This window comes from Luteolibacter sp. Populi (genome assembly GCF_040801775.1).
Classification (GTDB): Bacteria; Verrucomicrobiota; Verrucomicrobiia; order Verrucomicrobiales; family Akkermansiaceae; genus Haloferula.
The window spans coordinates 3,145,329-3,170,482 of record NZ_CP161812.1 but is presented as its reverse complement, the minus strand read 5'-3'; the positions used below and the strand labels follow the sequence as shown (position 1 = coordinate 3,170,482).

The window sequence follows — 25,154 nt, the reverse complement described above, 5'->3', positions numbered from 1 at the left end:
ATCCCGCCGGTAGGGTCTTCGGCCCATGTCCGAAAGTCCCGACCCCGCCAGCCCTTTCGAGGGCACCCGCACGGCCCTGATCGCCGCCTGCGAGGAAATGGAACACCGTCTCAAGGGCCTCACGGATTCCCATGGCCGGATCGCGGATGAGGTCCACCAGGTGCGCAAGCTCGGCAAGCGCCTCCGCGGCGGCCTGGCCGTCATCGGCGAGGCCAAGCCCTGCCTGCGCTGGATCTCCGTGATCGGCCGTATGCTCGGCGGCGCGCGGGACACCCACATGCGGACGAAGACTTGGAAGGGCCTCGGGGCTGAATCGACCGCCCCCGGCTCGGCCGAAGCCGCCATCACCGGAATGCTCGACTTGGAGGCGGATGCCGCCATTCGCCGCCCGCCCCAAGGGGTGATCGACTGGTCGCTCGCCGCTGTCGACCAAGTCAAAGGACGCCTCCAAGCCTGCACCGATGAGGAGCTGGCCAGCCGCGCCGCCAAGGGTGCCGGGCAGCTCAAGCGGCGGCTCAAGAAGCGCCTGAAGCGTGCTCTTGAGCGGGTTCAGAACGAGGATTTCCACGAATGCCGCAAGGCTGCCAAGGCGTGGCTCGGCGGCATGTCCCTCGTCGCGCCATCCCTGTCGCTTCCGGGCAAGGAGGAAACCGAGAAGCTGGCGGGCAGCCTTGGCGATGAGAACGACCTCGAAGTCCTGGCCACCTGGCTCACCACCCATGGCTTCACCCAGGCCACCGCGAAGTCGGCGTGGAAGATCCTAAGAAAGCGCCAGGAAAAGATCCGCCGCCGCTCGATCTCCCTGATCCGCAAGGACCTGCTGCCGGTCCTTGCGGAAAAAGACTAGGCCTCACTTCACCGCCGCCGTTGTCTTCGGATCCGCCGCCGCGGCCAGCGCTTCCACGCGCTTCTTGTAGGCCATGCCGAAGCGGTCCGTGTTCACCAAGTGTTGCCAATTCAGGACTTCATGCTCGGCGGTCCCCTTGGACAGGGCCAGGTATCCCTGCTCCTTGGCGGGGCGCAGGACCTCACTGCGACCGACGATCACCCGCACCTGCTTGTCCGGGGCAGGGGAGACTTCCAGCGGTAGGATGGCGGCAGTCTTGGCCTCCGGCACGACCCAGAAGACCCGCAGGCCGTTGGCCCCGAAGTAGCTCGTCCACCAGGTTTCGACCATCGCCCTGGCCTCGCTTTCCAGCAGGCCGGTGCCTTTCAGCCCCGCGACCATGTCCCGGTAGACCGCCTCGTTGAATTCGCCGTGGCCGAAGAGTTCCGCTGCGTCCAGAACGTTCGGATCGCTATTGCGCACGGTGAAATCGCCCACTTTGACCTCGGCAGCTTTTCCGGCCTCCACCCCCGTCTTCAGCGTCTTCCAGCGGGTGTAGGAGCCGAGCTGCTTCTCATAGACGAAGATGAAGGGAATCACGCCGCCGGTCTGGTTCGAGAGCTTGAGCGTGTCGTCGCTGCCCACGGTGATTTTCAGGCCGGGATCAAAGTTTCCGATGCCGCGGTAGAAGAGGAAGCCCTCCTTCTCGCCGTTGGCCGTCTGCACGACGTTCGCTTCGGGCACCCGCGGCTGGGTCCAGTGCTGGAGTTCGCCGGGCTTGAAGAGGATCGCTTCCTTGGACTCGGCGGGGGAGAGCACCCGCGCCTGCCATTCGATCGATCCCTTCCAGCCCTTCGCGAAATCGATCCGCATTCTCTCCATCCTCTGGGCGGGCGTGAGTTCTTCCCCGGTTTCCGGCGGCACCGGCAGGACCTCGCCGCCGCTGCGCTGGGGATACCATTGGCTGATGGTCCCGCCCTCGAAGCCGACCTTGACCGTGGCGTCGAAGGCCCTGTCCGAGTGGAAGTAGATCACGGGGGTCTCCATCTTGACGGTCACCCCGGAGACCGGGCGGCTCATGCCCTTCCCGAAGCCGTTTTCCCGCGACATGTTCCCGTTCTCCAGGCCTAGGTGGGAATGGGCGAAATGCGGCAGCGGGGCCTCCTCCCGCTCCAGGCCGGTCAGCAGGACGCCGTCCGATCCGGATACGGTGGTGAATGTGCCCCATTCGTGAAGTTCGTAGGCGGAGACCGGTCCCGCCAGGAGTAGAAATGCGGTGATGGCTTTCATAACAGGTCACCATTGCCGGGCACGGCCGGACCAATCAAGGCGCGCTTGCCCGCTTTACGGAGAATTTACCCCGGCGCGGAGGGAGGAAACGCCCTGCGAAAAGGGTTTCCCATCCGGCCCGCCGGTGCTACCCATCGGCATCGTCTGCACGGAACCCATGAAACGACTGCTCGTCCCCTTGCTCGCCCTTGCCGTTTCCTGCGGCGGAATCGCCCGTGCCCAGGAAGGCCGCTTGAAGGTGGCCACCGTGGATATGCAGGCGCTCTTCCAGACCTACCACAAGACCAAGGAAAGCCGCGACGCGATCCAGAAGGATGTCGAGCGCGTGAAGGAGGACCAGAAGGAACGCATCACCAAGCTTCAGGAACTGGAGAAAACCATCGGCGAGCTGAAGAAGCAGGTTGAGGATCCCTCCCTGGCCGATGCCAAGCGCCGGGAGCTGCAGGGCTCCAACCAGCTCAAGACCCAGGAATTCCAGAATCTCCGCGCCGAGCTCGAGGAATTCCTCAAGCGCAAGGACCGCGCGGTGAAGGAGCAGATGCTCCTCCAGATGAAGGAGATCCTCGAAGAAATCCGCGGCAAGGTGCAGAAGTACGCCGAGGAGGAGGGCTACGACTACGTCCTCGACAAGACCGGCACCAGCACCTCCCAGGTGCCCATCCTTCTCTACACCAAGGACGCCACCGACATCACGGAGGTTCTCCTGAAGACCATTAACGATGGCGCTGCGGCCCCGGCCCCGCCTGAGGGAAAGTAATTACCCTCTTCGATCCGCGGAGCCATCGCTTTCGCGGAGCTCCGGTTTTTCCGGTCCTTCCGGTATAGATACCTACCGGAAGGACCGGAAAAACTCCCCGGGCAGTCCGGAGATTCCGGAAACCCATTCAGGACAAACCGGAATCACCGGAATCCACTGCGGGACTTGTTGAGGTTCAGGAAGCGCGCCGCTTCCGCACTGCCGCAGCGAAGCGGTCCAGCACCTGCACGGTGTCGTCCCAGCCGATGCAGGCGTCCGTGACCGATTGGCCGCGGGTCAGCTTGGCGAGGTCCGGGACCAGCTTCTGCGCCCCTTCCACCAGGTTCGACTCGACCATGGCGGCGACGATCGTGCGCGAGCCGTCCTCGATCTGGTTGCTCAGCGCGTTGGCGACCAGCGGCTGGTTGCGGAAGTCCTTGAGCGAGTTGCCGTGCGAGCAATCGATCATCACGTGCGGCGGCAGCTTTTGCTCGCGCAGCATGGCCTCAACCTCGTCGATCTGCGGCTTCTCGTAGTTCGTGCCCGACTTCCCGCCGCGCAGGATGATGTGGCAGGAGTCGTTGCCGGTGGTCGAAACGATGGCGGACACGCCCTGCTTCGTGACCGACAGAAAATGGTGCGGGCGCGAGGAGGACTGGATCGCGTCCAGCGCGATCTGGATCGAGCCGCCGGTGCCGTTCTTGAAGCCCACCGGCATCGAGAGGCCGGAGGCCAGCTCGCGGTGGACTTGGCTCTCGGTGGTGCGGGCGCCGATCGCGCCCCAGGCGATCAGGTCGGCGATGTATTGCGGGGAGATCGTGTCGAGGAACTCCGTCCCGGCCGGCACGCCCATGTTCGCCAGGTCCAGCAGGAGTTCGCGGGCGACCCGCAGGCCGTGATTGATGTCGAAGGAGTCGTCGAGCCGCGGGTCGTTGACCAGGCCCTTCCAGCCGACCGTCGTGCGCGGCTTTTCGAAGTAGACCCGCATCACCACGAAAATGTCTTCCTTCAGGCGCTCCGCCTCGGCCTTCAGGCGCTCGCCGTATTCGAGGGCGGCTGCGGGATCGTGGATCGAGCAGGGACCGACGATCACCAGCAGGCGGTCGTCCTCGCCCCTCAAGATCGCGTCGCACTGCGCACGGGCCGCGGCCACCAGCTCCGAGGCTTCCTCGCTCACCGGCAGGAAGTAGTTCAGGATCGCCGGCGAGATCAGGGGATTGAGGCCTGCGATGCGGAGGTCGTCGGTGCGGTGGCGGGTCACGCGCGGGAGGAAAGGGGAGAAATCCCGAAGAGGCAAGAGACCAGATGCAAGAATCAAGAGATCAGCGACTTCTGGAAGAGGGCGTGATTTTCTGGTTTCTAGTTCCTGGCCTCTGGTCTCTCTTGAGGCATGAAGAAGGAGCGCGTCGATGCCCTGCTGGTCGCCCGCGGCCTCTGTGATTCCCGGGAACAGGCCAAGCGCCTGGTGCTGGCGGGGGAAGTCCGCAGCGGTGACCGCACGCTGGACAAGCCGAGCACCAAGGTGGCCGAGGATGCCCCCTTGGAAATCAAGGAGAAGCCGCGATACGTCGGGCGCGGCGGGCTGAAGATGGAGGGCGCGCTGGCGACTTTCGGCATCTCCCCCGAGGACTGGACGTGCCTCGACATCGGGGCCTCGACCGGCGGCTTCACCGATTGCCTGCTCCAGCACGGCGCGGTGAAGGTCCACGCCATCGATGTCGGGACGAACCAGCTTGCCTACAAGCTGCGGATCGACCCGCGGGTGGTGGTGAAGGAGCAATTCAATGCCCGCGGCCTAAGCATCAAGGACATCGGCGAGAGGGTCCGCTTCATCGTGATGGATCTCTCGTTCATCTCCCTGACCAAGATCCTGCCCGCCGCCTTCTCGGTGCTGGAAGAGGGCGGCTCGATCGTCTGCCTGATCAAGCCGCAGTTCGAGTTGGAGCGGGAGGATATCGGAAAGGGCGGCATCGTCCGCGACCCCGCCCTGCACGACCGCGCGGTGGAGAAGATCCGTAAGTTCGTCACGGAAGAGCTGTCCCGCGAGTGGAAGGGCCTGATCGACTCCCCGATCACCGGTACGGACGGGAACCGGGAGTTCTTGGCTTGGTTGGGGTGAAAAGGTGGTCAGCACATTCACAATGATCTCGCGCCCCCTTGCTCTCCGGCCATTCCCCCGTTAGAAGGCGGGACCATGAAGGTCGGCATCATCGCCAACACGGACAAACCGGGCGCACGGGCGACCATCGATCGCCTGTCGAATGCCCTGTCCGCAAGGGGCCTGTCCTACTACCTGGACAAGGAAGCCTCGGCCTTCTGCGGCCTTGCCGATGGTCTCGACGGCCCCATGCTCGCCGCCACCTGCGATGTGATCGCCGTTCTCGGGGGCGATGGCACCATGCTCAATGCCGTGGCCAAGCTCGGGGCCACCGACAAGGCCATCGCCGGCATCAACATCGGCACCCTCGGCTTCCTGACCACTTGCACCGATGGCGAGATCGATGTCTTCGTCGAGGCGCTCATTTCCGGTGAATACAAGACCAGCCGCCGTACCCTGCTCACGGCGACCATCATCTCCGCGGACGGCTCCAAGCGCGATTTCCATGCGCTCAACGAGATCGTCCTCGCCCGCGGCCAGACCGGCCGCCTCGTCTCCCTTTCCGCCTACGTCGATGGCGAATTGCTGAATCACTACCGGGCGGACGGCCTGATCGTCGCCACGCCCACCGGCTCCACGGCTTATTCGCTCTCCGCGGGCGGGCCTCTGATCAGCCCGGCCTCGGGAGTCTTCGTGATCACGCCGATCTGCCCGCACACCCTGAGCCAGCGCTCGCTGGTGATCTGGGATGACAATTTGGTCGAACTGTCGCCGGAGAACGCCGACGAGGCCCCGATGCTCTTCACCGTCGATGGCCGCGAGGTCGTGACGATCGACCATGGCGACCGCATCCAGGTGCGCAAGGCGGCGCATGTCCTCAATCTCCTGCGCCTGCCGGGGCATTCCTTCTATGCGGCCCTGCGCCAGAAGCTGAATTGGCGCGGCGGTTGAGCCAATCAATCAACCGCAGATGAACGGGATGAACGCAGATGAACAGCCGGATCTAAGCCGGATCACTCCATTTTCCATCCCTGCCTTCTCATCTGCGTTCATCCCGTCCATCTGCGGTTCGTTCCTGCCTTTCTCCAAAACCCATCCATCCTATCCATCACGGTCCTTCGTCTTCCCGACCCCACCGGACCTGACCGCCCTACCCGCCGATTCCGCAGCTTTCGCCAAGAAATCAACGGCTTGTGGAAAACGCGTTGCGGCCCGCCGGGGCATCCGCTGGAGTGCTGCCCATGCGTTACGATCCGATTGACCCGCAGCTCTTCGTCCGCAACCGGGACAAGCTCCGTTCTCTCCTCAAGCCGAACAGCATCGTCATCGTCCTGGCGAACGACATCTACCCGACCAATGCGGACGGATCGATGGCCTTCAAGCAGAACGCCGATCTCTTCTACCTCACCGGCGTCGATCAGGAAGACACCGTGCTGGTGCTGATGCCGGACGCGAAGGATCCCAAGGAGCGGGAGTTCCTGTTCGTGAAGGAGACCAGCGAGCACATCGCGATCTGGGAGGGCGACAAGTTGGACAAGGATCAAGCGAAGGCGGCCACCGGTATCGAGCGCATTGAATGGAGCCACTCCTTCGAATCCTGGATCCACCGCCTGGCCCCGCAGGCCGATCAGATCTATCTCGCCACCAACGAGCACCTCCGCGCCACCACGGTGGTGGAGACCGCGAACGACCGCTTCATCAAGAAGTGCCAGGCGCGCTATCCGCTGCACCGCTACGAGCGGCTCGCTCCCCTGATGCACTGCCTGCGCATCACCAAGGACCCGGTGGAGGTCGATATCATCCAGAAGGCTTGCAAGATCACCGAGGCTGGCTTCCGCCGCCTGTTAGGCTTCGTGAAGCCGGGGGTCGGCGAGTGGGAAGTCGAGGCCGAGTTGCTGCACGAGTTCGTGCGCCGCGGTTCGCGCGGCTTCGCCTACGGCCCGATCATTGGCAGCGGCAAGAATGCCTGCGTGCTGCATTACGTGGAGAACGACAAGGTTTGCCAGGACGGCGACATGCTCTTGCTCGACGTGGCCGCGGAATACGCCGGCTGGGCCTCCGACTTGACCCGCACGATCCCGGTCAATGGCCGCTTCACCGAGCGCCAGCGTGATGTCTACAACTCCGTGCTCCGCGTCTTCCGCGGCGCGAACGAGATCCTGCGTCCCGGTAACACGCCGCTGGATTACCAGAAGCAGGTCATCGAACTGATGGAGGCGGAGCTGGTGAATCTCGGCCTGATCGGGGCCAAGGAGGCGAAGGAACAGGGGCCGGACAAGCCGCTGGTGAAGAAGTACTTCATGCATGGTACTTCGCACCACATGGGCCTGGACGTGCACGACGTCGCCCCGCCGCACGAGCCCTTCGCCGAGGGCATGGTCTTCACCATCGAGCCCGGGATTTACATTCGCGAGGAAGGTCTCGGGATCCGCATCGAGAACGACGTGCTGATCGGCAAGAAGTCGAACATCGATTTGATGGCCGATATTCCGATCGAAGCGGAGGAGATTGAAGAGCTGATGAACGCGGGGCGGTGATCGTGGACTGCCGCAGCCCGCTCTGCCCGTTACCCACATCAGTGTTCCGCCACATGCCTGCCCCCGGGACCGCGGAGGCTCTGCCCCGCAGAAGCAACCGGAGCGGTGATATTCATCGCGCGCTGGTGACGGAGAGCGAGGTCGCCATGCTGTCGGCCTTTCCTCGCTGACTCATCGAGGGACCATTCTGCAGGCCGGAGGCTCCGCGGTCCCGGGGGGCAGGCATGGTGGCGGGCTTCCGGGGACCATACTGCGGGCCGGTGGCTCCGCGCTCCCAGGGGAAGAGCCGTCCGTGAAGCATCACCTCGCCGTCACCTTCAATCGCACAAACCGCGCCGAATACCCCGGCGGCAACAACCACTCCGTCTTGCGAATTCCGGCGCTCACTTCTTGGCTCACGAGCGTCGCGCCGCTCAGCGTCTCCCAACCCACAAGACCGCTCGACGCCTGGATCACGACCTCCGCATCCGCAGCAAGCGCATTGGCATAAACCGTCAGATGCGGCCCCTCGGCGGTGACAGCGATCTCCGGCAAGCGCAACTCACCCGTTCCCGCCAAGGCGTAGTGGACGAAGTTGCTGGTCCCGTCTCCATCGTCATCGCCATCCGGATTGCCGCCCGCATAGGTCTGCAGGTCGAACTCATTCGGCTGCCCGCCATCCACTGGACCGGTCGCCCATGACGATCCGGCGGAGAGGTCCGCGCCGGCATAGGGCGGCAAGAGAAGCAAGCTCTTGCCCCCGCCGCTTGCTTCCTCCGAGACCGCGAGATAGTAGTCGAAATCAAGCACCGCCGTGCCTGCGGAATTTGCCAGGGTGACCTGCTCGCCATCGTTGTTCAGGCTGCCCCGATAGATCCCCACGATCGCTTCGTCCCAGCCGTAGCGATCGCGGAAAGAGTAGTCGCTATCCACAATCACCAGCCGCTTGCCGGGCTCCAGCACGGTGTCTCTCCATGAGGAGAACGCGAACCCGATGCCCGAGGTGAACTCCGCACCGCGGAGATTGACCGCCTGCGTGGAGATATTCGTCAGCTCGAGGAACTCGCCATTACCCTCGCCCGCGGGCTGGTAGTTCAGCTCGCTCACCACCACCGAGCCCGCTGGCAATGCACTCTGCCCCTGCGGAACGAAAAAGGTCTCCGCGAGAGCCGACCATTCGCCGCCCGCCGACTTCGCCCGCAGCTTGAGACGGGTCGGCCGGTCGAGGGCGATGCTGCCGCCGCTGGCGACTGTTAGAGCGAGCGGGTTCTGAAGTCCGCCTGCAAGCCGCGGGTCGCTGCCATCCTTCGTGAAGAGAATCGTCCCGCTACCGCTCACCGACACCGATGCCAGGGACGACGTGGGTGACGGCGCCGAGATTGCCGGGAAGAATCCCGCATTGCGAAACTGCGTCAGCACCGTCTGCGTGCGCCCCGGAAGCCATCCATTCAGGCAGACATCGCGCGCTCCGTTCCAATTGTCCGGCGTGCGGAAGTTCCAGCGTGCGGACTCCGCGAGATGAGGTCGCACGAAGCCGGCGGCCATCGTCGTCAGGCGTGCCGCATTGCGCTCCGGGCTCAAGGTGCCGCCGGGACCGAGGTGGCGTTGGATCCGGTCGGCGAAGCGGATCTTGAATTCGCTTCCACCGCTCTGCAGCCATGCGGAAAGAAGGCTGGCCGGACCATCACCATTGTCACGGCCGGGAACCGAGCCGGCCCGCGCGGTGTTGTTCTGGTTGCCGTCCCACGCCGATATCTGGTTGCTCTCGTTCACGGAGAGCCAGCCGTCGGCGTCATTGAGCATGAACTTGAGGCCGCTGCCGCCGTCCTCCCTGCTCGGGCCGGTGACGCGGTACTCGTTCTCGGCATTCCCGAACATCCACATGATCATGTAGTCGAGGTAGTTGTCCACATCGACATGCTTGGCGATCGCCGGGTAGTCGCCGCGCATCGCCTTCACCCGCTCCCACGCCGTGCCGTCGCCATCGTAGACGCTGCCGGGATCGGCCCAGCCGCCGACGTTCTGGTTGCCGTTGATCGATTCGTAATCCTGCTTGTCGCCGCCGAGATAGCTCGATGCCATTGCCGCGCCCCAGCGCTCGCGCAGATGATAGACGCCGTGGTAAACGCCATTCAGGTAAAGGTGCACCATGCGCCCGTGCGGCTGCATGCTGCCCATCTCGGCCACGACGTCATCCGTGAAGGGATTGGAGAGGTAGAAGCCGCGCATCCACATGTCGTGGGAGCCGGAGCGCAGCTCGATCGAGTCGAAGGAGTCCGCGGGCAGCCAGCCGTCCTTGCGGTCCGGGAAGAGATTGCCGTTGAGCTTGCCATCGCCATAGATGCCGCGGAAGGCGAGGCGGAAGTTCTTCTTGTCGAAGTTCGTGTATTCGCCGCCGAAGTATTTCACGCCGGCATTCGCATGCGGCACCTCGACGTCCGCAGCACCGCCATTGGTGGTCACCGCGGGGTCGAGGAATTCGATCGAGGCCGCGGTCTCGATGTCGCCATCGAGCGGCCCGGGTGCCACCAGCGACATGCTTGGCAGGTCGAGCAGAGCCGCATTCATCTGCGGCCCGTAGGTCGGGTCCTGCGTGATCGAGGTGCGCATCACGCCGCTGGCGATCACGCCGGCGGGGAAGATGTAGGTCGCCGTCTCGGTGCGGGAGGGCACGAAGTTCGGTGCGAAGGCGGTGGCGCGCAGGATCGTCGTGTTAGAGAAGTTGAGCGGCGCGCTGTAGGTCGTGCCGTTGCTGTCGGTCGGCAGGCTGCCATTGGTCGTGTAGCGGATCGTCGCGCCGGGAGTGGCACAGGTGATGGCCACGCTCTGGGCACCCGTGTAGAAGCCGCGGCGCTTGCTGAAGACCGGCTCGACCACGAAGCCCGCCTTGGCGGCCGCCGCATTGGCAGCGCCGGGCGTGGCCGGGCTGAAGAAGCCGAGGGTTCCGCTGCCGGGAATGCCGTAGCTCAGGCCTTCCTTCTGTGCCGGGTAGCCAGGCGAGAAGGCCGACCACACCGGTGCGCCGCCCGGCGCATGCAGTCCGAGGTATTCGCCTTCCTCCGATAGCGAGAAATTCGTGTGCAGTGCCCTGCCTCGCACGACCCGGTCCTTGCTGGACGCGAAGACGACGAGATAACCGCCGGGCGGGAGCATCGCATCGGGGAAGGCCCACTTCTCCGGCTGGGTGGACTTGTCGGTGAGATGGGCGCCTTTGAGATTGAGTGAATAGCTATTCGGGTTGCGGATCTCGACCCAATCGGAATCCTCGCCATCCTCGTCTTCCAGCAGGCCGTCATTCGAGGCTACCATCTCGCTGATGACCGGCGGAATGAACGGTGCATCGACGCCGATGGTCACCGTGCTCTGCACCAAGGCCGCACCGCGCGCGGCGGTCAGCGTGTAGGTCGTCGTGGTCGCGGGTTGCACGACGAGACTGCCTGCGGGTCCGGGTACGATGCCTACCGTAGGTGAAATCGAGAGCGCGGTCGCTTGATCCGTTTCCCAGGACAGCGTGGTCTGCGTCGGCAGCCCGGGATTGCCACTCGCGCTGATGTTCCCCGCACTGGCCCCGAAGTAGGGGATCTCGGGTCCGGGAACCCCGAAGACCATCACCTCCGCGATCTGCGGATTGTAGAGATCGTCGCTGACATTGACGATCCGCAGGAAGCGCCCGGCGAAGCTGCCGCTGCCATCCGCCGCCTCGATCGTGTCGCTGCCGCCCACCGCCGGAAAGCTGCCGTCGGAGCGCAGGATGCCGGTCCAATTCACCGCGCCCGGCTGGCCGTTGTTATCGGCGCGGACCTCGACCTGATAGCGGGTCAAGCGCTGGATGCAGCAGCCATCGCCACGCCCGGTCAGGACGATGCGCTCCAGCTCCTGTGTCGCCTGCAGGTCGATCTGGAAGTAGAAGCCGAGGGTGTTGGAAGGCAGGTTCGGGTGGGCAAAGGTTTCCGCCGTCCCGTCGGTCAAATTCGAAGCCGGATAGCCGGGGTAGGTCGCCCCCGTCGCGAAGACCGGCTTGCCCGCCGCAAGATTCGTCTGCGCAGCCGGGCTGGCGACCGTGCCGGCCACACACAGGGTCGCGAGAACCAAGCGGAAGGAACGCATTCGATAGGGTTTTATCGAGGCCGGGGGAGCAGGACAATCGAATAGGACGGCGCAGGGGTACGCATAATATCACGGGAATTCTGCGGATCTTGGCACTGACTCTGCGGCAGTTTCTTCTCCGGGGGCTAGGCGCTGGGTCTCATCTTGCATCGGACATGATGCCCAACGAACGGATCCAAGGGCTCACCGAGAACAGGAACTCTTCCATTGAAGACTCTGAGTCCGGCCTTGCCCAGTATCCCAGCAACTCCGGGTGCTGTTTTAGTATGACAGCAATCTGAGCCAGCAAGACTTCCGAGACGGGCTCATTTCCTCCGAGGGCGTCGTCCAAAGAGGCAATGATAAGCGTTGCGATGGCCGAGCGGTGCTCGGTGCGGTCCTCCAAGGCGTAGCCTTCCACGAAGTCCTTGATGCGTTTGGAATCCGTTACCTCAATCGGCCAATCCTGCATCCAATCTTCTGACGGAAGCTGGAGTAGTTTGGAGACCTCATCCCGAACTTCAGAGACAAAGCAGGGGAGATCGTCTTTTTCTAGCATCATGGCAGATTGGGTTTTGGTTTGCCGCATGGCGTCACACCCGGCGAAGATCCCCGTCACCTCGAAGCCTTATTCGGCCGGGGCGGCGGTTGCGGCACGGGCCGCGGATCCTTCGCGATCAGATCCTGCAAGTGCTTCACCGCGGCCTCAAGCTGCGCGTCCTTGCCCAAGAAGCTGGCGTGCGGTCCGTTGTCCACCACCTCGTCCGGCTCGATGCCGGTGCCCTCGATGAGCCACTGGCCCTCCGGACCATAGACGCCAATCTCTGCGGCGCTACACATCCCGTTATCCACCAGCCAACGCTGGGAGTTCAGCCAAATCTGGCCGCCCCAGGTGCGGGTGCCGATGACCTTGCCGAGGCCGAGGCGCCGGAAGCCTTCCGAGAACGCTTCGCCATCGCTCGCGGTCCACTCGTTGCAAAGCACGGTCACATGGCCGCGGAAGGCATACTGCATGTTCGAGTAAGGCTGCCCGGCCCGCGGGGCCCAGTGGAACCACGCCTTCCGCAGCAGCCGGCCAAGGATCCACGAGTCGGTATTGCCGCCGCGGTTGTGGCGCACGTCGATGATCAGGCCCTGGCGGTCGAAGACCGGATAGAAGTTCCGGGCCCACTCCAGGATGCTCTCCGGTCCCATCGCGCGCAGGTGCACGTAGCCGATCTTGCCCTTGCCCAGGTTCTCGGTTTCGAGCCGGCGGCTGTATTCCCAGGACGAATAGCGGAGATCGGCAGCCGCCTTCGCTGCCAGCGGCGTGACCAGCACGTTGCGTCGCACCCCGCCTTCCTTCGCCAGCACGTCTAACAAAACCTGATGCCCCGCCTTCTGCTCGAGAAGCTGCTGTGGATTCTCGACCGGGCGCAAGTCGCGGCCATTGATCGCCACGATGATGTCGCCTTCCTTGATCCCGACGCCGGGGCGGGAGAGGGGACTGGTCTCGCCGGGATAGTCGGGATCCGTCGTGTAGATCTTCTGCACCGCCCAGCCGCCGGAAGCCTGATCGCGGGTGAAGGTCGCACCTAACAGCGATGGCTGGATCGAGTCGGGCGCATCCCGCAGGTCGCCGAAGCGCACATAGATGTGCAGCGCGCTCAGCTCGCCCGACATCTCATGGAGGATATCGCCCAAGTCCGATCGATCTGCGACGCGCTCGACCAGCGGCTCATATTTGGAGCGGACGGCAGCCCAATTCGCGCCGTGCATCGCCGGGTCGTAGAAGTAGTCGCGCAGCATCCGCCAGGATTCGCGGTAGATCTGCCGCCACTCCTCCTTCGGATCGACCGAGAAGCTCCACGCGTCGAGCGGCACGGACTTTTCCAGCTTCGCAGGAGCCTCGCCGCCGCTCTCCACCACATGGAAGCTATCGCCCTTGCGCAGCGCGATCCACTTGCCGTCCCGCGACAGTTCCCAGCCGCGCGGCTCATCCGCGAAGAGCTTCGGCTTCGGCGCGTCGTGGTTGATATCGAGCCGCATCAGCCGTGGCTTTGAGTCATCGCCCGTGGCTTCGGTGAGGAAGAAGAGATGCTTGGCCGTCGCCACCAGGCCGCTGAGATTTCCCGAGACGCCGGGCACTTCGTAGAGGCGCGCCTGCAGGCCATCCGCATCGATATTGATGGCGGGGATAACCTTCGGCTTCTCGTCCTCTTCCTTGTCTTTCTCCTTCTTCTTGTCCTGCTCCGCCTTGTCGGCCTCCGCGCTCAGTTCATCCGGCGGGGTGAACGGGAAGCGGCCGTTCTTCTGCAGCGCGAGCGCGTAGATGCGCGTGCTCTCCGCGAAGTAGGGCTCCGGTTGGCGCGGACCCCAGGGCGATTTCACCAGCGACTTCAATTCGCGGTCGCTCAGGAAATAGAGCCACTTGCCGTCCGGCGACCACGCCGGGAAGCCGCTGATCACGCGGTCGCTGGTGGCATCGATCGTCTTGCCATCGGTCAGATGGTAGAGCCGGATGCGATCGCAGGTATTCGCGGCGGGTTCCACGAAGGCCAGCCACTTGCTGTCCGGCGACCAGACCAAGCTTTCGAAACCGTGGCCCGGCGAGGTGCTGACCTTCACGCTCTGCTTCGCCTCCAGATCGCGGACCCAGAGATTGTTGTTCTTGTCCTGCCAGGTGATCCACTTGCCGTCCGGCGATGGCATCGGCGCGAAGCGGAAGATCGTGCCGTCCTGGGTGAGCAATTCCGGCTCGCCCACACCGTTGGCGGGCAGCTTCACCATCTCGATCTCGCCGGTCTCGTCGCTCTGCGCGATCAGCGACTTGCCATCCGGCAGGAAACGCGCCTCCCGATAGCGCACGCCCGGCTTGTGGGGGATCTCGACGAAGCGCGCACCCGGCTTCACCGGTGCCACGAAGACCGCACCGCGTGCTGTTAGAGCCAGATGGTCACCGCTGGGGGAGACGCTGAAGTCGGTGAGATACTCGAAGGGCTTGGTCACCCAGCGTTCGCGCGTCTGGTCGAAGTCCGAGATCAGCGTGATCGGAATCTCGCGGTCGCTGGCATCCTTGGTATCGAAGAGGTGAATCGTTCCCGCGTGCTGGTAGACGATCCTGCCCGCGTTCAGATCGGCATTGCGGATGTCGAAGTCCGCGTGCCGCGTCAGTTGCTTGCGGTCGGCACCCTCGGCGGTCATCGACCACAGGTTCATCGTGCCACCTTGGTCGGAGAGGAAGTAGAGGCGGCCTTGCCACCACATCGGGTTCTTCGAGGTGCCGCGATAGTCGGAGATCAGCGGTAGCGCTTCGGGCGTGCCCTCGTCATAGCGCCAGAGGTTCTGAACGGTGCCGCCCTCGTAGCGCTTGGTGCTGCTGCCTTGGAAGGGTAGGCGGGTGAAGAAGAGGCGCTTCCCGGTCTCGTCCGTCACGCCATCGCTGGCCTGCGCCAGCGGGATCAGGGTCTCGGTGCCGTTGGCCGGATCGATCGCGACCAGTTGCTCGTCCGGCAGGGTCGAGTGGGCGCGCGTCGCGCAGAGCACCTTGCCCTCGCGGGTCCAGCCGACCGGATTCGCGACTTCGCCATACCAGGTCAGTCGCTTCGGCAGCCCGCCCGCGAGCGACATCACGTAAGTCTCGGTCGGCCCTTCATATTGCGCGGAGAAGGCGACCTGCGTGCCATCCGGCGAAATGGCGGCCGCGGTCTCGACGCCGGGGTGCGAAGTCAGGCGTTGTGCAGCTCCACCAACCACCGGGATTTTCCAAAGATCGCCCTCCGCGGTGAAGACCACGGTATCGCCGTAAAGCGCCGGGCTGCGGTAGTAGCCGGGAGCGGCGTCGGCGAGCGGCGCGAGGGCGAAGGCTGCAAGGGGAAGGATCCGGAGCATTTGCATGGCGGTGGCATGCCCGAAACGCGGGCGGCGCACAATACTGCGGAATCGGGGCCCATCTTCCGCCACTCCGCCGGTGCAGCTTGTGGCTGCCGCCGCCTTTTGTTAGCCAAGTCGTTGCAGCGCCATGCATGTCGAGGTCACCAAACCCTACACCTCCCAATATCGCGATCCGATCTGCTTCGACGCCGGTGACGCGGTGCAGGTGGAGCGCGGCGATCCGGAGTTTCCCGGCTGGTTCTGGTGCCGCACGGCTGCTGGCCGCGAGGGCTGGGTGCACCGCTCCTTTCTCGCCGCCGATACCGGAGGCACCGTCGCGGTGGCCGCGTACTCCGCGAAGGAGCTGACCGCAAGCGAAGGCGAGCAGGGCGAAGCCATCCACACACTGGGCGGCTGGGCCTGCATTCGGCTCGCAAATGGGGAGGAGGGCTGGATCCCGGAGAGCCATCTTCGGGTGCGGGAAACTTCATGGAATATCCAAGCAGTGGCCGATCCGGCGGCAGGGGGCTGCAACCTCGTCCGCCAGTGGCTGCGGGAATACAACTGGCTGGCGAACCCGGAGTTCATGACGAAAATCGGGCAAGCGGAGCATCAGGCCCGCCCGCTCGTGCTGCTGGCGAAGCAGGATGGTCAAGTCGTGGGCGGCCTCTTTGCAGAGACCCAGCTCGCGTGGCTGCGCATCTCCATCATGGCGGTCGATCCCGCGTGGCGCTCGCGCGGGATCGGGGCGGCCTTGCTCGCGGAGGCCCTGCGCTTGGCCGTGGACGGCGGCTGCAAGCATGCCTACGTCGATACCATGGAGTACCAAGCTCCGCGTTTCTATCAGGCGCATGGCTTCGAGATCGTCGGTCGGATTCCGGATTGGGACTCGCATGGCCATGCAAAGCTCTATCTGACGAAACGGCTCGATTGAAATCACCTCGGCTGCAGACGCAGGCCGGCTCCATCGACCGTGCCAATTCCGAACATCGATAGTCCCGATGTTCGGCATCGTTCTTCCGATGCCCGTGTTCCGGTCTTTCGAGGCATGCTGGACAAGAATTCAATTGCTGGAAAAACCGCATTTATGATTGACCCGGTGCCCCGTGCTGAATGTTGTTTTTCCCGCAATCGAAGGAACGGCCCATGCAAGCGAACTCCCCCAGCGATACCGCGACCTTGATCGCCCGCGCCCTGCTGCTCTCCGCAGGCGACGCTTCACTTTCGCCGCTACTGGCGAGCGGAGAGGAAGAAGCGGCGCGGAGGATGCTTGGTGAGCGTGCGGAGTCGGGGTGGTTCGGCTTCGCGGGCAAGCGCGGCTGGTGCCGCTGGCTGCTCATGGCATTCGAGCGGCTCGCGGTCGGCGGGATCTTCGCTCACTACCTCGCCCGCAAGCGCTGGATCGAGCGGGAAGTCCGGCGCGGAATCGATGCGGGGATCCGCCAGATAGTGGTCGTCGGCGCGGGTTACGACGCGCTCGCGTGGCGTCTGCACCGGGAGCTTCCGGACGTGGAATGGTTCGAGATCGATCACCCTGCGACTCAGTTCTCGAAACGCGATGCCTTGGAAGCCGCCGCGAACCTCCACTTCTTACCCGGGGACCTCGCGATCGATTCACCATCCCGTCTTCTGGCAGACTGCCCGACCTTTGATCCGACCCGGCCCGCGCTGGTGATCGCCGAGGGCCTGACCATGTATTTCCCGGAACAGCAGGTCACCGGCCTGTTAGATTCGATGCGGAATGTCGCCGGCACGGGAGGAAGGGTGATCTTCACCTTCATGGCCCGCACGGAAGACGGCTCGATCGGCTTCCGCGGCCAATGTCCTGCCGTCGATTGGTGGCTCCGCTCGCGCCGCGAGCCTTTCCAATGGGGCTGCAAACGGGAGGATCTAACGGCATTTCTTGAAGAGCGAGGGCTGAAACTTTGGGCGCTCGCCGATCACTCCGACCTGAAGCGCGAGATCCTGCTCCCGCTCCGCCGCAAGCGGATCCCGCTGGCCCGCGGCGAATGCCTCTGCCTCTGCGAACCCGTCGGACCATGAGCACCGGAATCCTTTGCAACGACGTTCATTCGCGCCTGAACCCGGTGCGCGTGGCGGAAGTCCATCGCCCCCAATCCACGGCAGAAGTCGCCGCGCTGGTGAAGCAAGCGGCGCGCGCAGGAAAGGCGATCTCGGTCTGCGGCGCGCGCCATGCCATGGGCGGCCAGCAATTCGGCGCGGGCACGATCCTGTTAGACACGCTCGGCCTCAAGGATCTCGATCCGGTCGATCGCGGGCGCGGCCTCGTTGAAGCCGGTGCAGGCCTCACCTGGCCGGAATTGATCAACGGCCTGCACGCAGCCCAGCAAGGGCTCTCGCCGCTATGGACCATCCGCCAGAAGCAGACCGGTGCCGATGTCCTCACGCTCGGCGGCTCGCTGGCGGCGAACATCCACGGCCGCGGCTTGCAGATGGGCCCGATCATCGGGGACGTGGAGGCTTTCACCCTCGTCGATGCCCGCGGCGAGATCCTCGGCTGCACCCGCACGCAGAATGCCGAACTCTTCCGCCACGCGATCGGCGGCTACGGCTGCTTCGGCGTGATCACCTCGGTGCAATTGCGGCTGACCCCGCGGGTCAAGGTCGAGCGCCTGGTGGAAGTCACCGACATCGGGCGCGTGGTCGCGGCCCTCGAAGCAGGCGCCGCCACCGGCTCGTTGTATGGCGACTTCCAGTTCTCGATCGACGAGTGCTCGCCGGACTTCCTCAAGCGCGGCGTGCTATCGTCTTACCGCGCGGTCGAGGAGTCGCGGGCCATGGAGCCGGCGACCGAGCTCGGTGTGGAGGATTGGGCAGAACTCATCCATCTCGCCCACACCGACCGCGCCAAGGTCTTCGAGGTCTACTCCGGCCACTACCTCCGCAGCCATGGCTCGCTCTACTGGTCGGACACCCATCAGCTGAGCGTCTACTTGGAAGACTACCATTGCCACTTGGACGAACGCCTCGAATCGCCACCGGCCACGGAGATGATCAGCGAGCTCTACGTGCCGCGCTCATGCCTGCCGGAGTTCATGGCCCGCGCGGCAGCCGCACTGCGACCGACGGGAATCCCGGTGATCTATGGCACCGTCCGCTTGATCGAACGCGATGCCGAAAGCGCGCTCGCCTGGGCCCGCGAGCCCTATGCCTGCGTGATCTTCAATCTCCACACCGAGCACGCTCCGGATGGTATCGAGCGCTCCGTCGCGGCCTTCCGGATGCTGATCGATCTCGCGCTGTCCTTCGGCGGCAGCTACTTCCTCACCTACCATCGCTGGGCGCGGCGCGATCAGGTCGAGCAGGCTTATCCCGGCTTCCGCGAGTTCCTGCGCGCGAAGGAGCGCCATGATCCGGAAGGCCGCTTCCAGAGCGAGTGGTGGCGTCACTACCGCGACCTCTTCGCCGCGCCATGACGATCCACGAACCGGCCACCTTCGCCACCGACCTCCTGCTCGCGGCACTCGGCGCGTTCTTCGTCACCCGCTTGCGGAAGGACCACAGGACCGGTCCCGCCGGAAAATGGTGGATCCGCGCCATGGCACTCATGGCCACCTCCGCCTTGGCGGGTGGATGCTATCATGCCGTCGCGCCCGACCTCCCGCCAGCCATCGAGGCAAACTCTTGGCGCATGGTCCTCTGGATCATCTGCGGCCTCGGCTTCGCCATGGGGATGAGCCTGCTGCGGGAACTCCAGCCGTCACGCGGGCGGCGGGCCTGGGAGATTCTGTTAGGCGTGAAGCTCGCGATCTCATGCGGCATCGTGCTCGCAAAGCCGGAGTTCGTCATCGCCATGGCCGACTACGGCTCCGCGATGCTGGCGTGGGCAATCGCGGCACTAGCCTGCAAACGCCAGTGGTCCCCGGCGATGCTGGCGGGAGTCGGCCTCTCCCTCCTCGCGGGTGCCGTGCAGCAAATGCAGTGGGGCCTTCACCGTCACTTCAATCACAACGACCTCTTCCACGTCGTCCAAGCCTTCGCCCTCTTCGCGTTCTACCGGGCGGGCAAGTGCCTGGACTAGCGTGCTGCCGTCTCGCGGTCCTTCGCGCGGACGATGCGGACGGGCACGGCGTCCGATGCATCTTCCAACATCCGGCGGCGCGCCAGAAGTCCGGCCTTCGCCTGGTCCGGCGGCGTCCAACCCTTCCCGGCCGCCACGCTCTCCGCGGGGCTGAGCAGGGCAGGGGCGATGCTATCCAGCCAAGGAGCCAACTTCACAAGTTCGCTCCGGGTGAAGCGTTGGAAGACCGGCTCCTTGAAGCTCACGATCAGATCGCCATCGCTGGTCGGCTCGGGAATGAAGGGCGTATTCGGATCGGCACAGGCGGCCAGCAACTTGCGCGCATCCGCCAAGGGATCCTTGCTCGGCTCGTTCACCACCACGCAGGTCCCGCGGCTGAAGACCACGAAACTCCGCTGGCCCGTAACATGGCTCGCGCAAAATTTTACCAGTTCCTCGGTCGATGGCGCGGGAGCCGTCTCATGCTTCCCTGCCATCCCGATCGGCCGGCCCGGACTGCTGGGTTTCACCGCCGTAGCGGCTTGCCGCGGCACTAGCACCGCCACCGCGACGCCGAAAGAGCCAGCGATCAGAAGGGCGACACCCAAGGCAAGGCGCGAAGACCACGGCATTTTTGAAACCTCTTTCGGATTCAGCATGGTTTATTTTTAAAATTACTTGACGATTAAGCAAGCTTTAGTTTTGATCCCGTTGCTCTCACCCCAGACTCCCACAATGAAGAAAGCGACCTTCTCAAGTCGCGCCCCTTCGCCGCCGTTCCGCTTGCTGCTCACGATGTCCCTTGGCATCGCGATGGCCGGGATATCGCCGCGAGCGGACGCCGTAGCCGTCGATAGCGAACTCATCCTGCTGGTCGATATCGGCCAAGGCGGGTTGAACAACCAACAGTTCAACACTCTCATGGACAGCTATGCGTCTGCCATGACGAGTTCCCAAGTGCTCGATTCGATCCAATCCGGAGCCACCGGCAAAATCGCCGTGTCCTTGCTCTTCTACGGCGGCACCTTCAGTCAGACCTCGGTGGGCGTTCCTTGGATGGCCATCGGCAATATGGCGCAGGCCCAGCAATTCGCGAATCTGGTGCAGAACGTCCTGCGGCCTTTCAGCATCAGCTCGCCCTCGATCAGCGCTGCCCTGGACTACGCGACGAATCACTTCGGCACCGAAACCGGCGGCCCGGCGAACGGCTTCGAAAGCACCGCGCAGATTCTCGAAGTCACCGTCTCGAGCCTGCCGCTCTTTCCGAATCCTTCCGCCGACAAGGCGGCCCGCAACGACGCGATCGCATCCGGCGTGGACATCATCAATTCCATCGCGCTCGGCAACCGCTCTTCGACCATCTCGAATTACTTCGCCAGCAACGTGATCGGTGGGGAAGTCGGCGGCGTGGAAGCCACCAGCACCCGCTCATCCGTCAACAACTCGCTCGACGACTATCTCGCCGGCCATCTGGAAAACACCGTGGAAGGTGGTGCCGTGGCTTCGCAGACCGCGGTTCCGGAGCCGTCCAGTGCGGCGTTCGCGATTTCCGCAGTGCTGCTCTTGCTCGGTCGCCGCCGTCGCGGCGCAAGCCCCACCACCCGCCGGGCATGAAGCGCATGGTCACACTGGCAGCAGCGGTTCACAAGCTGGTCGCGCCTGAGATCCAGTTGGATCGCGAGATTGCCGAACGCGTCGGCCAGGAGATCCTGCGCGATGACCTCGAGCCGGCCGCTTGGGCCACCGCGCTCGCCACCAGCGGTGGCAAGCGCCAGGACGCGCTCGCCTGCTACGCCCGCATCCGCATCCGCAAGCTCGCCAGCGAACGCCAGACCCGGCAGGCAAAATCGAAATCCTTTGAAGCCCGTCGTATGAATACCTGTCTCGGCATCAAGACCGTGCAGGACTTGCTCAACCGCTCGAACCGCGGCGGTCGCCTGAACCTGCTCCGCCCGAAAGTCTCCGTCATCTGGCTCTTCATCCTGCTCCTCGGCAGCACCGGCACCCTTGCCTGTCTCGCCCGCCTGTTAGAGCCGCTGATTCCGGACCGCTTCGAGAAATTGGCGCTCCTCGCGGCACCCGTGGCGGGCCTTGCCATCGTGCTCGGCTCGATGATCTTGCGCGCGATGTTGCCGAAGCACTGGGTCATGCAGGGCTGGAATATCGCCATGGCCATGACCGGCACCATGGCTTGCTTCGGCTCGCTCTATCTCGGTTCCAAGCTCATCGGTCGCATCCCGCAGCCGGCGATCCTCCAGGAGGCCACGGCTCCCCGCACCCCGCCGCAGCCTGCCGCCACGACACCGGTCATTCCCAATGCTGTCCTGGTGAAGCCCGGATCACTCGCCGCTTCGACCCAGGCGATTGAAAGCGACGACTGAAGCCGCGCTGCTGCGCTGACCCCGGCGGCCTCACGGACGGACGGCCCCCTGGGAGCGCGGAGCAGCGGTGTCATCAGGCAAGTGAAAATTGTGGATCGGCGATCATCCGGTTGAGAACCGAGAGCATTTTGCGCATGACCGCCACCATGGCGACCTTGGGCAATTTCCCCCTGGCGGTCAGGCGTTGGTAGAGCGCCGGGAGGATGGTATTGTGGGTGGATGCGGTGACCGCCGCCATGTAGAGCACGTCGCGCACGACGGCGCGCCCGCCGCGGATCCGGCGCTTGCCGCGGTGTTTGCCGCTGTCGCAGGGATGCGGTGCGACGCCCACCAGCGAGGCGAGGGTCTTGTCGCCGAGCAGGCCGAGTTCGGGCAAGTAGGCCAGCAGGGTGGCGGCCAGCACCGGGCCGACCCCGCACAGCTGGCGCAGGCGCTTGGCCTTGGCACCCAGGGCGGGCTCGGCCTTGAGGTGCGCGGCGATGTCCTTGTTGACCTGGCGCAGCGCGGCCTTCAACGCGGCGAGCTGGGCCTGGAGGCCCTCGCGCAGGTAGCCCTGCGCGACATCGAGTTGCGAGGAGGTGGCGACGCGCCGGTCGCTGATGAGGCGGCGGTAGTCGAGCATCTCGCGCAGGCGCACGGCGGCGGGATCGGCCGGCAGTTCGAGGGGCGGGCGGATCTTGTCGCCGTAGCGGGCGAGGAGTTGCGCGTCGATGCTGTCGGTCTTGGCGAGCAGGCCTTCGGCGAGGGCGAAGTGGCGGACCCTGCCGGGTGGCACGACGCAGACGCCGGTGCCGGCTGCCAGCAGCGCGGCCACGGCGGGGCGCTCGTAGCCGCCGCTGGCCTCGCAGATCACGCGCGGGTTCTGCAGGCCCTGGAGGCGTTTGATGAAAGCGGCGTGGCCCTTGGGGGTGTTGTCGTCGGCCCGCGGCTTGCCGCCGGGGACGAAGGAATCGAGGCGGGCCTTGGAAACATCCAGGCCGACGAAGGTGACGGAGGGGTCGGTCATCTCTTTCTTGCAATGCGAGTTCATGGTGACTCAATCAGCGGTTCGAGGTTTGACCGGGAACGGAACCGGGGACCCATGCTCCGCGACGGGATCGAGGTCCCTTGCCACAGGCGGCGGTCTCTCCGGTTCCGCCGCGTGCGGGGCTGCCACCCCGCACGCGTCCCGGTGTGGGTAATAACCCACCATGCGTGCCGCCATCAGGCAACCCGCCGCGGGTGCTTTCCTCCGACGAGCTTCCTACGGGCCCATTCTCGGAAAGCACCCGCGGCTGGCCGTTGTTTTGGACGGCGGTGCAACATACAAGCCACCCGGCCCGCAGAGTGGTCCTTGGTTGCCATGATTACTCGGTGATCCGCAGCACCACAGCGTCGCCCTCCACTCGAATCACGCGAGGCCTCGCCCCACAAGAGCTGCTTCTGCGGGGCCGGTGGCTCCGTGCTCCCGAGGGCCTCAGCCCTACCACGCAAAAAGGCCCGCCAAAACCGGCGGGCCCTTTTGTTAGATCAGTTCGCCCGGACCGAGCCTTACAGCTTCTTAATCCGGATGCTCCGGAAGGCCACCTTGTCACCGTGGTCCTGGAAGACGATGTGGCCCTTCTTCGCCTTGTTGAAGAACTCCCAGGTCTTGAACTTGGACTTGTCCAGCGCCGCCTTGAATTCGTCGCTCTTGGTGTCCACGTCGGCGGTCACGTTGCCATTGAGGTAGAGCGTCACCTTCGTGCCCTTGATGATGATCTTGGTCTCGTTCCACTCGCCCACCGGCTTCGACCACTCGACCTTCGCCGGGTAGATGTCGTAGAAGCCGCCGGCGATGTTCCCCTTCTTGATCTCGTGCGGATACTTGTGGTCCGCCTTGTCGAAGGAATCCAGGATCTGGTACTCCGGGCCGGTCTCGTAGGGCGCGCCGTGGTCCTCGGTGGAGTGCCACATGATGCCGGAGTTGCCCTTCTCCGCGATCTTCCATTCGCAGCGCAGTTCGAAGTCGCCGTACTCGTCATCGGTCACCAGGTCGCCGCCACCGCCGCCGGTCAGCGTGATCGCCTCGTCCTCGACCTTCCACTGCGCCTTCGGCTCCTTTTCCTTAAAGGTGCGCCAGCCCTTCAGCGTCTTGCCGTCGAAGAGCAGCTTGAAGTTCTCCTTCTTCTCCTCAGGAGTCAGGGTGTTCGGGGCGGAAAAGGCGGGGATTGCCATGGCGAGGAACAAAAGGACGGATTTCATCGTTTTCAACGGGTATCAGTTACTACGGTCGAAAGGGACCCGAGGTTTAGCCGAGCACGTCTTCCATGGCATCGATCAACTCCTGCATCGTCGCTTCGGTCTCGTTGCCCATGTTGGAAATCCGGAAGGTCGTGCCCTTGATCTTGCCGTAGCCGCCGTTGATCAGGAAATTGTGCTTCGTCTTCAGCGCCTTGATGAAGCCGGACAAATCGAAGCCCTCCGGCGTCTTGAAGCAGGTCAGCGCGGTCGAGCGGAAGCCCTCCGGCGCGAAGTGCTCGAAGCCGCGCTTGGCGCCCCAGGCATGGATCATCGCATTCGTCTTCGCATGCCGCGCATGCCGGGCCTCGATGCCCTCCTTCTCGATCAGCCCCAGGATGTACTGCAGCCCGTAGAGGATCGAAATTGCCGGCGTGGAAGGCGTGTTATTGACCGCCGCGTTCTTCGCGAACTCCACGAAATCGAAATAGTAGCCGCGGTTCGGCGTGCCCTTCGCACGCTCCATCGCCGCCTCGGAAACGGCGAAGACCGCTAGGCCCGGCGGCAGCGCCAGCGCCTTCTGGACACCCGCCAGCATCACGTCGATCCCCAGCTCATCCATCGGCGTCGGCACCGTCGAGAGCGAGGACACCGTGTCCACGATCAGCATCGTGTTCGGGAAAGACTTCACCACTTTCGATACCGCGGCCAAATCGCTGAGCACGCCGGTGGAGGTCTCGCTATGGATGAAAGTCACCGTGTCGAAGCCACCTTCGGACAGCTTCGCGCGCACCGCTTCCGGATCGATCGCTTGGCCCCACTCGACCTGTACCGAGTCGGCCTCGTAGCCGCACTTCTTCGCGACATCCAACCACTTGTCGGAGAAGGCGCCGCAGCACAGGCACAGCACCTTCTTGCGGGCCACGTTGCGCAGCGCACCTTCCATCACGCCCCAAGCGGAGGAGGTCGAAAGGAAGACCGGGCGGGAAGTCCCGAAAATGGCCTGCAGGCCGGGTTGGAGCGAGGCGTAAAGGGCTTCGAATTCGGAGCCGCGGTGACCGATCATCGTCCGCGACATCGCCGCGAAGGTTTCAGGCGAAACATCGATCGGTCCGGGGCTGAATAGTTTAGGCGAGGACATCGGCGGAG

At 64.4% G+C, this 25,154-nt stretch carries 20 protein-coding genes; 11 read left to right on the top strand and 9 right to left on the bottom strand.

All coding sequences use genetic code 11. The features are described 5' to 3' along the window. The first annotated feature begins 25 nt into the window (after positions 1-25). Positions 26-847, top strand: a complete 822-nt coding sequence (locus tag ABWK72_RS12760) for a CHAD domain-containing protein (RefSeq protein WP_367875181.1) — start codon at positions 26-28, stop codon at positions 845-847. Between the two features lie 3 nt (positions 848-850). Here ABWK72_RS12760 and ABWK72_RS12755 read toward each other — a convergent pair whose 3' ends face one another. Then, positions 851-2,116 (bottom strand): hypothetical protein, encoded by a 1,266-nt coding sequence (locus ABWK72_RS12755; protein WP_367875180.1) that lies wholly within the window; start codon positions 2,114-2,116, stop codon positions 851-853. 157 nt (positions 2,117-2,273) lie between these two features. On the opposite strand from ABWK72_RS12755, the gene ABWK72_RS12750 reads away from it, so the two are divergent. Next, a complete protein-coding gene (locus ABWK72_RS12750) occupies positions 2,274-2,873 on the top strand; it encodes an OmpH family outer membrane protein (RefSeq protein ID WP_367875179.1) in 600 nt (199 codons plus the stop codon). Between the two features lie 175 nt (positions 2,874-3,048). Here the strand turns inward: ABWK72_RS12750 and ABWK72_RS12745 are convergent, their stop codons facing one another. Further along, positions 3,049-4,113 (bottom strand): 3-deoxy-7-phosphoheptulonate synthase, encoded by a 1,065-nt coding sequence (locus tag ABWK72_RS12745; protein WP_367875178.1) that lies wholly within the window; start codon positions 4,111-4,113, stop codon positions 3,049-3,051. A 129-nt stretch (positions 4,114-4,242) separates the two neighbouring features. On the opposite strand from ABWK72_RS12745, the gene ABWK72_RS12740 reads away from it, so the two are divergent. The 3 genes from ABWK72_RS12740 to ABWK72_RS12730 all read left to right on the top strand — a co-directional run bounded on the left by ABWK72_RS12740 (position 4,243) and on the right by ABWK72_RS12730 (position 7,487). After that, positions 4,243-4,971, top strand: coding sequence for a TlyA family RNA methyltransferase (locus ABWK72_RS12740; RefSeq protein ID WP_367875177.1), 729 nt, complete (start codon positions 4,243-4,245; stop codon positions 4,969-4,971). Positions 4,972-5,046: 75 nt separating this feature from the next. After that, the gene (locus ABWK72_RS12735) at positions 5,047-5,901 is read left to right on the top strand and encodes an NAD(+)/NADH kinase (RefSeq protein ID WP_367875176.1); all 855 of its coding nucleotides are present in this window, start codon (positions 5,047-5,049) and stop codon (positions 5,899-5,901) included. Positions 5,902-6,191: 290 nt separating this feature from the next. After that, the gene (locus ABWK72_RS12730) at positions 6,192-7,487 is read left to right on the top strand and encodes an aminopeptidase P family protein (RefSeq protein WP_367875175.1); all 1,296 of its coding nucleotides are present in this window, start codon (positions 6,192-6,194) and stop codon (positions 7,485-7,487) included. A gap of 300 nt (positions 7,488-7,787) precedes the next feature. On the opposite strand, the gene ABWK72_RS12725 is transcribed toward ABWK72_RS12730, so the two are convergent. The 3 genes from ABWK72_RS12725 to ABWK72_RS12715 all read right to left on the bottom strand — a co-directional run bounded on the left by ABWK72_RS12725 (position 7,788) and on the right by ABWK72_RS12715 (position 15,422). Further along, positions 7,788-11,573 (bottom strand): lamin tail domain-containing protein, encoded by a 3,786-nt coding sequence (locus ABWK72_RS12725; RefSeq protein ID WP_367875174.1) that lies wholly within the window; start codon positions 11,571-11,573, stop codon positions 7,788-7,790. 139 nt (positions 11,574-11,712) lie between these two features. Next, on the bottom strand, positions 11,713-12,114 hold the full coding sequence (locus ABWK72_RS12720) for a hypothetical protein (protein WP_367875173.1): 402 nt from the start codon (positions 12,112-12,114) through the stop codon (positions 11,713-11,715). Positions 12,115-12,167: 53 nt separating this feature from the next. Further along, the gene (locus ABWK72_RS12715) at positions 12,168-15,422 is read right to left on the bottom strand and encodes a S41 family peptidase (RefSeq protein WP_367875172.1); all 3,255 of its coding nucleotides are present in this window, start codon (positions 15,420-15,422) and stop codon (positions 12,168-12,170) included. A gap of 130 nt (positions 15,423-15,552) precedes the next feature. Between ABWK72_RS12715 and ABWK72_RS12710 the strand changes: the two genes are divergently transcribed. The 4 genes from ABWK72_RS12710 to ABWK72_RS12695 all read left to right on the top strand — a co-directional run bounded on the left by ABWK72_RS12710 (position 15,553) and on the right by ABWK72_RS12695 (position 19,446). Then, positions 15,553-16,338: a GNAT family N-acetyltransferase gene (locus tag ABWK72_RS12710; protein WP_367875171.1), complete on the top strand. Its 786-nt coding sequence runs from the start codon at positions 15,553-15,555 to the stop codon at positions 16,336-16,338. A 212-nt stretch (positions 16,339-16,550) separates the two neighbouring features. After that, positions 16,551-17,447 carry a class I SAM-dependent methyltransferase gene (locus ABWK72_RS12705; RefSeq protein WP_367875170.1) on the top strand — a complete coding sequence of 299 codons (897 nt, stop codon included), beginning with the start codon at positions 16,551-16,553 and terminating at the stop codon, positions 17,445-17,447. Beyond that, positions 17,444-18,841 carry an FAD-binding oxidoreductase gene (locus ABWK72_RS12700; RefSeq protein ID WP_367875169.1) on the top strand — a complete coding sequence of 466 codons (1,398 nt, stop codon included), beginning with the start codon at positions 17,444-17,446 and terminating at the stop codon, positions 18,839-18,841. The genes ABWK72_RS12705 and ABWK72_RS12700 overlap by 4 nt, the downstream gene beginning before the upstream one ends. Beyond that, a complete protein-coding gene (locus ABWK72_RS12695) occupies positions 18,838-19,446 on the top strand; it encodes a hypothetical protein (protein WP_367875168.1) in 609 nt (202 codons plus the stop codon). The genes ABWK72_RS12700 and ABWK72_RS12695 overlap by 4 nt, the downstream gene beginning before the upstream one ends. Here the strand turns inward: ABWK72_RS12695 and ABWK72_RS12690 are convergent. Continuing rightward, positions 19,443-20,084: a hypothetical protein gene (locus ABWK72_RS12690; protein ID WP_367875167.1), complete on the bottom strand. Its 642-nt coding sequence runs from the start codon at positions 20,082-20,084 to the stop codon at positions 19,443-19,445. The genes ABWK72_RS12695 and ABWK72_RS12690 overlap by 4 nt on opposite strands. A gap of 76 nt (positions 20,085-20,160) precedes the next feature. Here ABWK72_RS12690 and ABWK72_RS12685 point away from each other — a divergent pair, with 76 nt between their 5' ends. Both ABWK72_RS12685 and ABWK72_RS12680 read left to right on the top strand, forming a co-directional pair. Next, positions 20,161-21,039: a DUF1194 domain-containing protein gene (locus ABWK72_RS12685; protein WP_367875166.1), complete on the top strand. Its 879-nt coding sequence runs from the start codon at positions 20,161-20,163 to the stop codon at positions 21,037-21,039. Further along, a complete protein-coding gene (locus tag ABWK72_RS12680) occupies positions 21,036-21,806 on the top strand; it encodes a hypothetical protein (RefSeq protein WP_367875165.1) in 771 nt (256 codons plus the stop codon). The genes ABWK72_RS12685 and ABWK72_RS12680 overlap by 4 nt, the downstream gene beginning before the upstream one ends. A 73-nt stretch (positions 21,807-21,879) precedes the next feature. Here the strand turns inward: ABWK72_RS12680 and ABWK72_RS12675 are convergent, their stop codons facing one another. From ABWK72_RS12675 to ABWK72_RS12665, 3 genes are all read right to left on the bottom strand, one after another. Next, complete coding sequence (locus tag ABWK72_RS12675) at positions 21,880-22,836, bottom strand: IS110 family transposase (protein ID WP_367871895.1); 957 nt, start codon at positions 22,834-22,836, stop codon at positions 21,880-21,882. Positions 22,837-23,336: 500 nt separating this feature from the next. Next, entirely contained in the window at positions 23,337-24,029 is a 693-nt protein-coding gene (locus ABWK72_RS12670) for a DUF1080 domain-containing protein (protein ID WP_367875164.1), read from the bottom strand. A 46-nt stretch (positions 24,030-24,075) separates the two neighbouring features. Then, the gene (locus ABWK72_RS12665) at positions 24,076-25,146 is read right to left on the bottom strand and encodes an alanine--glyoxylate aminotransferase family protein (RefSeq protein WP_367875163.1); all 1,071 of its coding nucleotides are present in this window, start codon (positions 25,144-25,146) and stop codon (positions 24,076-24,078) included. Positions 25,147-25,154 lie beyond the last annotated feature (8 nt).

Coding starts and splice junctions, on each gene's coding strand:
- ABWK72_RS12690 (WP_367875167.1), bottom strand. CDS start 20,084: ATGCTGAATCCGAAAGAGGTTTCAAAAATGCCGTGGTCTTCGCGCCTT.
- ABWK72_RS12695 (WP_367875168.1), top strand. CDS start 18,838: ATGACGATCCACGAACCGGCCACCTTCGCCACCGACCTCCTGCTCGCG.
- ABWK72_RS12700 (WP_367875169.1), top strand. CDS start 17,444: ATGAGCACCGGAATCCTTTGCAACGACGTTCATTCGCGCCTGAACCCG.
- ABWK72_RS12740 (WP_367875177.1), top strand. CDS start 4,243: ATGAAGAAGGAGCGCGTCGATGCCCTGCTGGTCGCCCGCGGCCTCTGT.
- ABWK72_RS12670 (WP_367875164.1), bottom strand. CDS start 24,029: ATGAAATCCGTCCTTTTGTTCCTCGCCATGGCAATCCCCGCCTTTTCC.
- ABWK72_RS12730 (WP_367875175.1), top strand. CDS start 6,192: ATGCGTTACGATCCGATTGACCCGCAGCTCTTCGTCCGCAACCGGGAC.
- ABWK72_RS12705 (WP_367875170.1), top strand. CDS start 16,551: ATGCAAGCGAACTCCCCCAGCGATACCGCGACCTTGATCGCCCGCGCC.
- ABWK72_RS12685 (WP_367875166.1), top strand. CDS start 20,161: ATGAAGAAAGCGACCTTCTCAAGTCGCGCCCCTTCGCCGCCGTTCCGC.
- ABWK72_RS12750 (WP_367875179.1), top strand. CDS start 2,274: ATGAAACGACTGCTCGTCCCCTTGCTCGCCCTTGCCGTTTCCTGCGGC.
- ABWK72_RS12715 (WP_367875172.1), bottom strand. CDS start 15,422: ATGCTCCGGATCCTTCCCCTTGCAGCCTTCGCCCTCGCGCCGCTCGCC.
- ABWK72_RS12675 (WP_367871895.1), bottom strand. CDS start 22,836: ATGAACTCGCATTGCAAGAAAGAGATGACCGACCCCTCCGTCACCTTC.
- ABWK72_RS12735 (WP_367875176.1), top strand. CDS start 5,047: ATGAAGGTCGGCATCATCGCCAACACGGACAAACCGGGCGCACGGGCG.
- ABWK72_RS12755 (WP_367875180.1), bottom strand. CDS start 2,116: ATGAAAGCCATCACCGCATTTCTACTCCTGGCGGGACCGGTCTCCGCC.
- ABWK72_RS12720 (WP_367875173.1), bottom strand. CDS start 12,114: ATGATGCTAGAAAAAGACGATCTCCCCTGCTTTGTCTCTGAAGTTCGG.
- ABWK72_RS12680 (WP_367875165.1), top strand. CDS start 21,036: ATGAAGCGCATGGTCACACTGGCAGCAGCGGTTCACAAGCTGGTCGCG.
- ABWK72_RS12760 (WP_367875181.1), top strand. CDS start 26: ATGTCCGAAAGTCCCGACCCCGCCAGCCCTTTCGAGGGCACCCGCACG.
- ABWK72_RS12665 (WP_367875163.1), bottom strand. CDS start 25,146: ATGTCCTCGCCTAAACTATTCAGCCCCGGACCGATCGATGTTTCGCCT.
- ABWK72_RS12710 (WP_367875171.1), top strand. CDS start 15,553: ATGCATGTCGAGGTCACCAAACCCTACACCTCCCAATATCGCGATCCG.
- ABWK72_RS12725 (WP_367875174.1), bottom strand. CDS start 11,573: ATGCGTTCCTTCCGCTTGGTTCTCGCGACCCTGTGTGTGGCCGGCACG.